The organism is Streptomyces sp. SID14436 (assembly GCF_010548465.1).
Classification (GTDB): domain Bacteria; phylum Actinomycetota; class Actinomycetes; order Streptomycetales; family Streptomycetaceae; genus Streptomyces.
On the sequence record NZ_JAAGMD010000361.1, the window covers coordinates 1 to 10487 of the forward strand.

Annotated in this window: 7 protein-coding genes; 3 read left to right on the forward strand and 4 right to left on the reverse strand. The window is 73.8% G+C overall.

The genetic code is table 11. From position 1 onward, the window contains the following. Nucleotides 1–119 precede the first annotated feature (119 nt). From G3I53_RS12645 to G3I53_RS12655, 3 genes are all read right to left on the reverse strand, one after another. Nucleotides 120–842, reverse strand: a complete 723-nt coding sequence (locus G3I53_RS12645; protein ID WP_164335655.1) for a helix-turn-helix transcriptional regulator — start codon at nt 840–842, stop codon at nt 120–122. Nucleotides 843–1420: 578 nt separating this feature from the next. Further along, nucleotides 1421–2107, reverse strand: a complete 687-nt coding sequence (locus tag G3I53_RS12650; protein WP_164337040.1) for a response regulator — start codon at nt 2105–2107, stop codon at nt 1421–1423. Further along, nucleotides 2104–3777: a sensor histidine kinase gene (locus G3I53_RS12655; protein ID WP_164337042.1), complete on the reverse strand. Its 1674-nt coding sequence runs from the start codon at nt 3775–3777 to the stop codon at nt 2104–2106. Before G3I53_RS12655 ends, G3I53_RS12650 begins: the two co-directional genes overlap by 4 nt. A 157-nt stretch (nt 3778–3934) precedes the next feature. On the opposite strand from G3I53_RS12655, the gene G3I53_RS12660 reads away from it, so the two are divergent. Beyond that, the gene (locus G3I53_RS12660) at nt 3935–5332 is read left to right on the forward strand and encodes a cation:dicarboxylase symporter family transporter (protein WP_164337044.1); all 1398 of its coding nucleotides are present in this window, start codon (nt 3935–3937) and stop codon (nt 5330–5332) included. 351 nt (nt 5333–5683) lie between these two features. After that, nucleotides 5684–7915: an AAA family ATPase gene (locus G3I53_RS12665; protein WP_203617019.1), complete on the forward strand. Its 2232-nt coding sequence runs from the start codon at nt 5684–5686 to the stop codon at nt 7913–7915. A gap of 15 nt (nt 7916–7930) precedes the next feature. Here G3I53_RS12665 and glgB read toward each other — a convergent pair whose 3' ends face one another. Beyond that, a complete protein-coding gene (gene glgB, locus G3I53_RS12670; RefSeq protein WP_343240611.1) occupies nt 7931–10240 on the reverse strand; it encodes a 1,4-alpha-glucan branching enzyme in 2310 nt (769 codons plus the stop codon). On the opposite strand from glgB, the gene G3I53_RS34540 reads away from it, so the two are divergent. After that, the coding region (locus G3I53_RS34540; protein ID WP_203617016.1) for a hypothetical protein at nt 10128–10487 on the forward strand (360 nt) is incomplete at its 3' end. The genes glgB and G3I53_RS34540 overlap by 113 nt on opposite strands.

A 10487-nucleotide genomic window follows, 5' to 3' on the forward strand; every position in this document is an offset into this window, starting at 1 on the left:
CCGCTCACCGCCGACGCCCGCCCGGGCACCGCCGGGCTGACCCTGCCGCGCCCCCGCGCGCGGATCGCCGTCGAGGGCTTCGCGGACGTGGACGTGCTGCCGGGGCGGCCCGGCACAGCTCAGCGGTCCCCGACGGCCGTCCAGAAGTGCTCGACGATCCGGTCCAGGAAGTCGCGGCCCGCGTCGCCGGCGTCTCCGCTGCCGCCGCCCCAGCTGAGGGTGGCGGCCATGTGGCCCTGGTAGTCCCGGTGCAGCCGCTGGAGCACGCCCTCCAGCAGCCGCCGGTCCAGCGGGGCGATCTTCGACACCGGCCGCACGTACGCCTGCCAGCGCGTCGTCGCCGCGCTGCGCAGCAGTTCCGCGAGCCTCGCCTCCCGCCCGGTGACGGTGATGAAGTCGGCCAGGGACAGGGAGAGCACACCGGCGAGCGCGGTGGCCTGCCGCTCGCTGCCGCGCCACTGACCCGTCTCCTCCATCCGCAGGTAGGCGTGGATCTCGTGCCCGACGGCGCGCGCCACGTCCTCGGGCGCGAGCCCGCGGGCGATGCGGTGCTCGCGCAGAGTGCGCGGACGCCCGATCAGCTCACCCGGCGAGCACCACAGGACCCCGGCCAGGGCGGTGAGTTCGGTGCCGGTCGGAGCGGCGAGGCCGCGCTCCCAGCCGAGCACGAGGTCCGGGGTGACGTGGGGGAGGCCGTAGGAGACGCGCAGGGTGTGGGCGATGTGGTCGGCGCCCATGCCGAGCGCGGACCGCAGCCGGCGGGCGGCGGCGGCGTTGAACGGCGGGGTCCGGCGGGGATCGGGGGACGGGGGGCGGTTCGGTCGGGCGGCAGATCGGGGCACGGCCCACAAGCTAGGCCCGCCCGGCCGCGGTGACTACGGTCGGTTCGGCCAGGATCACGCATTGTGCGAAGCTACGGCTACCGGGGGGTCACCCCTTCGGTGCGGTGCTCGCGCCGGGCCGCCCTCCGGCCCGCCCGCCGGGCAGACGGAAAGCTCACCGGGCATATGCGCGGTCGGCGGCACCTCCGGCGCCCTCGCGGGGGTCCCGCGCGGATGTGCGACCGCCCTCCGCCGCTCGTACGTCCGTCCGCATCACCGCCCCCGCCGGCCCCGGCGGAGCCCCCACTTCCGGCGGCGCAAACCGCACCCCGCGTGCGCGGGCGGGGACGCGCCCCCGCCGAGGAGCCGTACGCCCCCCGGGGGCCGACGGGACGTCCGGGGCGGCCCTGCGCGCAGGGATCCGCCGGGCCGGGTGGGCGAGCGGCGTCCGCCCGCCGGGTGGGCGAGCGGCGTCCGCACGGCTCAGGGCCGGCCCGTCACCCACCGGTACTGGAGTTCCGGGCGGCCCACCGTGCCGTACTGGGGGCGGTGCGCGCCGGATCCCGCCGGGCCGGGTGGGCGAGCGGCGTCCGCACGGCTCAGGGCCGGCCCGTCACCCACCGGTACTGGAGTTCCGGGCGGCCCACCGTGCCGTACTGGGGGCGGCGGGCCGCGTGACCCGCCTCCACCAGGTGCTCCAGATAGCGGCGGGCGGTGATGCGGGAGATGCCGACCGTCTCCGCGACGCCCGTCGCGGTCATGCCCTCACCGGCGTCGCGCAGGGCCACGGTGACCCGCTCCAGGGTGGGGGCGCTCAGGCCCTTGGGCAGCGCCGCGGGGCCGGGCGCCCGCAGCGCCGCCAGGGCGCGGTCCACCTCGTCCTGGCCGCTGGCCTCGCCGTCCGCCGCGTGGAACTCGGCGTAGCGCACCAGGCGGTCCCGCAGGGTCGCGAAGGTGAACGGTTTCAGCACGTACTGCACCACGCCGAGCGACACGCCCTCGCGCACCACGGCCAGGTCCCGCGCCGAGGTCACCGCGATCACGTCCGCCTGGTGCCCCGCCGCCCGCAGCGAGCGGGCCAGCTTCAGTCCGTGCACGTCCGGCAGGTGCAGGTCGAGCAGCAGCAGGTCGACAGGCGTGCGTTCCAGCACCCGGCGGGCCTCCACGCCCGAGGACGCCTTGCCGACCGCCTCGAAGCCGGGCACCCGGCCGACGTACATCACATGGGCGTCGGCGGCGACCGGATCGTCCTCCACCACCAGCACCCTGATGGACCCGCCCGTCATGCGCCCCCTCCCGAGCCGCTCACCGTCGCACCCTCGGCCACCGGTTCCCGCGCCGTCCGGCCGCCCTCGGCGGTCCGCAGCGGGATGCGCACCTCGAACTCCGCGCCGCCCTCCTCCGGCGACGTCACCGACAGCGATCCCCCGTGCCGGCCCACCGCCTGCCGGACCAGGGCGAGGCCCAGCCCGCGCCCGCCGGGACCCGCGGGCTTCGTGCTGAACCCGCGCCGGAACAGCGCCTGGGCGCGATCGGGGTCCACGCCCGGACCGGTGTCGCGCACCCGGAGGATCAGCTCGGTGTCCTCGCAGGTCAGCGCGGTGACCGTGACCCGGGGGCGGACCCCGCCCTGGGCCGCGTCCACGGCGTTGTCGATCAGGTTGCCGAGGATGGTGACCAGGTCCCGGGCGGGCAGCGAGCCGGGTAGCAGCCCGTCGTCCAGGCGGCTGTCGCCGGACACCACCAGCTCCACGCCCCGCTCGTTGGCCTGGGCCGTCTTGCCCAGCAGCAGCGCCGCCAGCACCGGCTCCCCGACCGCCGCCACCACCTGGTCGGTGAGCGCCTGCGCCAGTTCCAGCTCGGCCGTCGCGAAGTCCACCGCCTCCTCGGCCCGGCCCAGCTCGATCAGCGACACGACGGTGTGCAGCCGGTTCGCCGCCTCGTGCGCCTGGGAGCGCAGCGCCTCGCTGAAGCCCCGCTCCGAGTCCAGCTCGCCCATCAGCGACTGCAGCTCGGTGACGTCCCGCAGGGTCACCACGGAGCCGCGCCGCTCCCCGCCGGAGACCGGTGAGGTGTTCACCACCAGGACCCGGTCCGCCGTCAGGTGCACCTCGTCCACCCGCGGCTCACAGGCGAGCAGCGCTCCCGTCAGCGCGGTGGGAAGCCCCAGCTCGGCGACCGACCTGCCCACCACGTCCTCCCCGGGAGCCACGCCCAGCAGGTCCCGGCCGCCGTCGTTGATCAACGCCACCCGGTACTGCCCGTCCAGCATCAGCAGCCCCTCGCGCACGGCGTGGAGCGCGGCCTGATGGTAGTCGTGCATGCGGCTCAGCTCGGTCGCGTTCATGCCGTGGGTGTGCCGGCGCAGCCGCGCGTTGATGACGTACGTGCCGACCGCGCCGAGTCCGAGGGCACCGGACGCCACCACGAGCAGCGCCGTGAGCTGCCCCTGGGCGCGCTGGCTGATCTCCTCGACCCGTATGCCCGCGCTCACCAGGCCGACGATCCGGTCCCCGTCCCGGACCGGGGTGACCGCGCGCACGGACGGGCCGAGGGTGCCGGTGTAGGTCTCGGTGAAGGTGCGGCCCTCCAGGGCGGGCCCGGTGTGGCCGCGGAAGGACAGGCCGATCTCGTCGGGGTCGGGGTGGGTCCAGCGGATGCCCCGCGGGTTCATGATCGTGACGAAGTCGATGTCGGTGTCGCGCACCACCGCCAGCGCGTACGGCTGGAGGGCGGCGGAGGGGTCGGCGGAGCGGATCGCCTCCCGCACCGACGGCGAGTCGGCGACCGACAGGGCCACGGCCGTGGCCTGGTCGCCCGCCGCGTCCTCGGCCTGGCCGCGGTCGCTGACGTAGCTGAACACCGCGTACCCCACCACCAGGACCGCGATCAGCACGGCCTGCATGGCGAACAGCTGACCCGCCAGGCTGCGGGGTCGGGGGAGGGGCAGACGCATCCCGTCAGTGTGCCTTCCGGTCCCGCGATGAACTAAATGAACGGAAGGGTGACCGCACTCACAGGGCGAGACATAGTCACGGCGTTCCCCCGAACTTCATCCCCCGGACGTGAGCCGCACGCCGGTGATGCCGACGACGACGTCAAGGAGGGCCGCCGTGACCAGCACAGCCGAAACGGCACCTGCCGCACCCAAGGCCAAGCGGGACCGCACGCACTATCTCTACATCGCGGTCATCATCGCGGTCGCCCTCGGTATCGGCGTGGGTCTGATCGCCCCCGACTTCGCGGTCGGGCTGAAGCCCATCGGCACCGGCTTCGTGAACCTGATCAAGATGATGATCTCGCCGATCATCTTCTGCACGATCGTGCTGGGCATCGGCTCCGTGCGGAAGGCCGCCAAGGTCGGCGCGGTCGGCGGTATCGCCCTCGGCTACTTCATGGTCATGTCGGTCGTCGCGCTCGCCATCGGCCTGATCGTCGGCAACATCCTCGACCCGGGCACCGGCCTGGCGGTCACCGACGCGGTCAAGGAGACCGGCCACGCGCAGATCGACACGGAGGCCAAGGACACCACCGAGTTCCTGCTCGGCGTCATCCCGTCCACCATCGTGTCCGCCTTCACCTCCGGCGAGGTCCTGCAGACCCTGCTGATCGCCCTGCTCTGCGGCTTCGCGCTGCAGGCCATGGGCAACGCCGGCCGGCCGGTCCTGCGCGGCATCGAGCACATCCAGCGCCTGGTCTTCCGCGTGCTGGCCATGATCATGTGGGCCGCCCCGGTCGGTGCCTTCGGCGCCATGGCCGCGGTCACGGGGTCCGCCGGTCTCGACGCCCTCAAGAGCCTCGCGGTGCTGATGCTCGGCTTCTACGTCACCTGCGTGCTGTTCATCTTCCTGGTGCTGGGCGCCATGCTGCGGATCGTCGCGGGCCTGAACATCTGGACCCTGTTCCGGTACCTGGGCCGCGAGTTCCTGCTGATCCTGTCCACCTCGTCCTCCGAGTCGGCGCTGCCGCGCCTCATCGCGAAGATGGAGCACCTGGGCGTCAGCAAGCCGGTGGTCGGCATCACCGTCCCGACCGGCTACTCGTTCAACCTCGACGGCACCATGATCTACATGACCATGGCCTCGCTGTTCATCGCCGACGCCATGGGCACGCCGATGTCGATCGGCGAGCAGATCCCGCTGCTGCTGTTCCTGCTGGTCGCCTCCAAGGGCGCGGCCGGGGTGACCGGCGCGGGCCTGGCGACGCTGGCCGGCGGCCTGCAGTCGCACAAGCCCGCCCTGGTGGACGGCATCGGTCTGATCGTCGGCATCGACCGCTTCATGAGCGAGGCCCGCGCCCTGACGAACTTCGCGGGCAACGCGGTGGCCACGGTGCTGATCGGCACCTGGACCAAGGAGATCGACAAGGAGCGGGTGCACGAGGTGCTGGCCGGCCGGGCGCCGTTCGACGAGCGCACCCTGCTGGACGACCACGCCGGCGACCCGGCCGAGGACGACGCCCCGGCCGCGGCGCCCGCGACCGGCGGCGAGAAGGAACTCGCCAAGGCCTGACCCCTCGGCCCGCACGGCACGGCCCCGGCCGTGCCGCGGATCGCCGCAGAACCTCCCGGGCGGCCGGGTGGCTTCCCCCCCCACCTCCCGCCGCTCAGCCGCCCGGGTTCCCGGAGGCCCCCGCCCGTACGGGCCTCCACCCGCCGAGCGGCCGGGTCCCGCCCCGTGGACCCGGCCGCCCGGTTCGCGTCCGGCCACGAGAAAACCCCCGGGGCAATTGCGCCCGGGGGTTTTCTCGGCGTATATTCATTGATTCGCGACTTCAGTGAAAAGAATCGCATTCAAGTTCAGTGAGCTCAGTATATCCGGGCGGGAGTGGCATTGTCAAACACCGAATTTCCGGACGATGAATTGCGGGAAGAGCAGGAATTCATCGACGGACTGTACGCACGCGTGGACGCCCTGCGCGGCGACGCCGAGGACTCCGTGACGGACGCCCTCCGCCAGGGGAACACCCCCATGCAGGCGAGGCTGGAACGGGACATCCTCGTCGCCGAGCGCTCCGGGCTGCTCGCCGCGCTCAACGCGGTGGACGGCTCCCTCTGCTTCGGCCGCATCGACCTGTCCTCGGGCGACAGCCACCACATCGGCCGCATCGGGCTGCGCGACGACGACGCCGACCGCACCCCCGTCCTCATCGACTGGCGCGCCGACGTCGCCCGCCCGTTCTACCTCGCCACCGGCCACACCCCGATGGGGCTCAGGCGCCGCCGCCACATCTCCACCGAGGGCCGCGAGGTCACCGCCCTGCACGACGAGATCCTCGACCTGGGCGACGAGACCCGCACCGGCCACGAGGACCCCACCGGCGACGCCGTGCTGCTCGCCGCGCTCAACTCCGCGCGCACCGGCCGCATGGGCGACATCGTGCGCACCATCCAGGCCGACCAGGACCGCATCATCCGCGCCCCGCACCGCGGGGTCATGGTGGTGGAGGGCGGCCCGGGCACCGGCAAGACCGCCGTCGCCCTGCACCGCGCCGCCTACCTCCTCTACGAGCACCGCGACCTGCTGGCCCGGCGAGCGGTGCTGATCGTGGGCCCCAACCCGGCGTTCCTCGGCTACATCGGCGAGGTGCTGCCCAGCCTCGGCGAGACCGGCGTGCTGCTGGCCACCGTCGGCGAACTCTTCCCCGGCGTCCGCACCACCCGCACGGACAGCCCGCGGGCCGCCGAGGTCAAGGGCCGGGCGGAGATGGCCGAGGTGCTCGCCGAGGCGGTCCGCAGCCGGCAGGCGCTGCCCGACCCGGTGATCACCATCGAGCACGACCGTGACGTCCTCATGCTGGACGACGGGCTGGTCCGCGTCGCCCGGGAACGCACCCGGGCCGCCAAGCTGCCGCACAACGCGGCCCGGGAGCACTTCGAGGGCCACATCCTCAACACGCTCACCGAGATGGTCGCCGAACGCATCGGCACCGACCCCTACGACGGCACCAACCTGCTCGACCCCAGCGACATCACCCAGATCCGCGACGAACTCGCCGAGAACCCCGAGGTGTGGTCGGCCATCGACCGGCTGTGGCCCCGGCTCACCCCGCAGCGCCTGGTCGCCGACCTGCTCGCCGCCCCGGAGGACTTCCTCGCCGCCGAGGACGCCGACGCGGTGCGCCGCCCGGTGACCCGGCACTGGACCGTCTCCGACGTGCCGCTGCTCGACGAGGCCGCCGAACTCCTCGGCGAGGACGACCGCCTGGCCCGCGAGCGGGCCGACCGCGAACGGCAGGCGCAGGTCGCCTACGCGCAGGGCGTCCTGGACGTGTCGTACGCCTCGCGGACCTACGAGTTCGAGGACAAGGAGGAGGACGACCCCGACTCCGTCGAGGTGCTGTCCGCGCACGACATCATCGACGCCGAGCGCTTCGCCGAACGGCACGAGGAGGAGGACCACCGCAGCGCCGCCGAACGTGCCGCCGCCGACCGCACCTGGGCCTTCGGGCACATCATCGTCGACGAGGCGCAGGAGTTGTCGCCGATGGCCTGGCGGCTGCTGATGCGGCGCAGCCCCACCCGCTCGATGACCCTGGTCGGCGACCCCGCGCAGACCTCGGAGGCGGGCGGTGTCGGCTCCTGGTCGGACATCCTCGCCCCCTACGTGGAGGACCGCTGGGAGCACACCCGGCTCGGCGTCAACTACCGCACCCCGGCCGAGATCATGGACGTCGCGGCGGCCGTGGTCCGGGCCGAGCACCCCGGCTTCGAGCCGCCCGGCTCGGTCCGCTCCACCGGCGTACGGCCCTGGGCCCGGGCGAGCGACGACCTGCCGGGCGCCGTCGCCAAGGCGGTGGGGGAGCTCACCCCCGCCGAGGGCCGGCTCGCCGTGATCGCGCCCCGGGACCTGCACCGCGCGCTGGCGGCGCGTCTCGACGGGGTCACCGCGGGCGCCGAGCCGGACCTGACGCACGACGTCGTCCTGCTCGACCCGCGCCAGGCCAAGGGGCTGGAGTTCGACTCGGTGCTGGTGGTCGAGCCCGGCCGGTACGGCACCAGCGACCTGTACGTGGCGCTCACCCGGGCCACCCAGCGGCTCGGCGTCCTGCACTGCGAGCCGCTGCCGAAGCCGCTGGCCGAGGCCCTGGCCTGAGCCGCGGGTCCGGGGTCAGGCCGGGCGCAGCCACACCGTCGCCAGGGGCGGCAGGACCAGCCGGACGCTCGCCGGGTGTCCGTGCCGGCCCTGCGGCTCCGGCTTGACCGGGTCCGGGTTGCCGACGCCGCTGCCGCCGTACCGGGCGGCGTCGGTGTTCAGGACCTCGTGCCAGGCGGGCACGTCGTCGGGGACGCCGAGCCGGTACTCGGAGCGGACCACCGGGGCGAAGTTGCTGACCGCGAGGAGCGGGGCGCCGTCGGCGTCGAGGCGCAGGAAGGCGAGCACGTTGTCCTCGGCGGCGTCACCGGTCACCCACCGGAAGCCCTCCGGCCGGGTGTCGAGCCGCCACAGCGCCGGGGTGCGGCGGTAGACGGTGTTCAGGTCCCGCACCAGGTCGCGCACCCCGCGGTGGTCGGCCTCGGCGCCGTAGTGCGGGTCGAGCAGCCACCAGTCCGGGCCGTGCGCCTCGGACCACTCGGCGCCCTGGGCGAACTCCTGCCCCATGAAGAGCAGTTGCTTGCCCGGGTGGGCCCACATGAAGCCCAGGTAGGCGCGCAGGTTGGCGCGCTGCTGCCACCAGTCGCCGGGCATCTTCGACACCAGGGACCGTTTGCCGTGCACCACCTCGTCGTGGGAGATCGGCAGCACGTAGTTCTCGCTGTAGGCGTACACCATCGAGAACGTCATCTCGTGGTGGTGGTGCCGGCGGTGCACCGGGTCGTGGCTCATGTAGGCCAGCGAGTCGTGCATCCAGCCCATGTTCCACTTCAGCCCGAAGCCCAGGCCGCCGAAACCGCTCGGGCCCTTGTGGTGGGTGGCCCGGGTGACACCGTCCCAGGCGGTCGACTCCTCGGCGATCGTCACCACGCCCGGCACTCTGCGGTAGAGCGTCGCGTTCATCTCCTGCAGGAAGGCCACCGCGTCCAGGTTCTCCCGGCCGCCGTGCTCGTTCGGCGTCCACTGGCCCGGCTCGCGCGAGTAGTCGAGGTACAGCATGGAGGCGACCGCGTCGACGCGCAGCCCGTCGATGTGGAACTCCTCGCACCAGTACAGGGCGTTGGCCACCAGGAAGTTGCGCACCTCGCGCCGCCCGAAGTCGAACTCCAGGGTGCCCCAGTCGGGGTGGGCGGCCCGCAGCGGATCCGCGTGCTCGTACAGGGGCCGCCCGTCGAACTCGGCCAGCGCCCACTCATCGCGCGGGAAGTGCGCCGGCACCCAGTCCATCAGGACCCCGATGCCCTCCCGGTGCAGCGCGTCCACCAGGTACCTGAAGTCGTCGGGGCCGCCCATGCGGGCGGTCGGCGCGTAGAAGCCGGTGACCTGGTAGCCCCAGGAGCCGCCGAAGGGGTGCTCGGCGACCGGCATCAGCTCCACGTGCGTGAAACCGAGGTCCCGGACGTAGGCGGGGAGCTGTTCGGCCAGCTGCCGGTAGGACAGGCCGGGCCGCCAGGACGGCAGGTGCACCTCGTACACCGAGAAGGGGCCCTCGTGGGCGGGCACCTCCGCCCGCCGCTCCAGCCACTCGGCGTCCCCCCACACGTACTCCGACGACGTGATCACCGACGAGGTGGCCGGGGGGACCTCGGTGCGGCGGGCCATCGGGTCGGCGCGCAGGGTGCGCGAGCCGTCGGGCCGGGTGATGTCGAACTTGTACAGCTCGCCCTCGCCGATCCCCGGCACGAACAGCTCCCACACCCCGGTGGAGCCGAGCGAGCGCATGGGGAACGCGGTGCCGTCCCAGAAGTTGAACGTCCCCGCCACGCGCACCGCGCGCGCGTTCGGCGCCCACACCGAGAACCGGGTGCCGCGCACGCCCTCGTGGGTCATCGGGTGCGCGCCCAGGACCGTCCACAGCTCCTCGTGCCGGCCCTCGCCGATCAGGTGCAGGTCGAGTTCGCCGAGGGTGGGCAGGAACCGGTAGGCGTCCTCGGTCTCGTGGACCGTCCCCTCGTAGGCCACCAACAGGTGGTACGCCGGGACCTCGCGCAGCGGCAGCAGCCCGGAGAAGAACCCCGCTCCGTCGTCGTGCAGCTCGACCCGCAGCCCGCCGGAGACGACGGTCACGGCCAGGGCGTACGGCTTGAACACCCGGAAGACGACCCCGCCGGGCACCGGGTGGGCGCCGAGGACGTCGTGCGGGGCGTGGTGGGTGCCGCTCAGCAGCCGCTCCCGGTCCTCGGCGCCGACGGCCGGGGACACGGCGATCTCCATGTCGGGGGGCACGGGCTGCCCCGCCCCGCGCGCCCCGGCGGCCGTCGTCTCCGGGGCCGCCGCCTCTGCCGTCCCCCTCGCCGGCGTCTTCTTCACCGCGGTCTTCTTCACCGGTGTCTTCCCCGCCGGCGTCTTCTTCTCGGCCGCCTTCACCGTCGCCGCGGCCCGGGCGGCACCGGCCTTCTTCGCCGTGGCCTGGGCCGTGGACTTCGCCCTGGTCTTCGCGGCCGCTGTCTTCCCCGGCGCGGCGGGCTTCTTCCCGGCCGCGCCGGCGGACTTCTTCGCGGCGGGCTTCCTCTTCGGCGCCGCGGGCGGCGGCGCGGCCTGCGGCTCGGCCTGCCGGCCGGCCGGCGGTTCC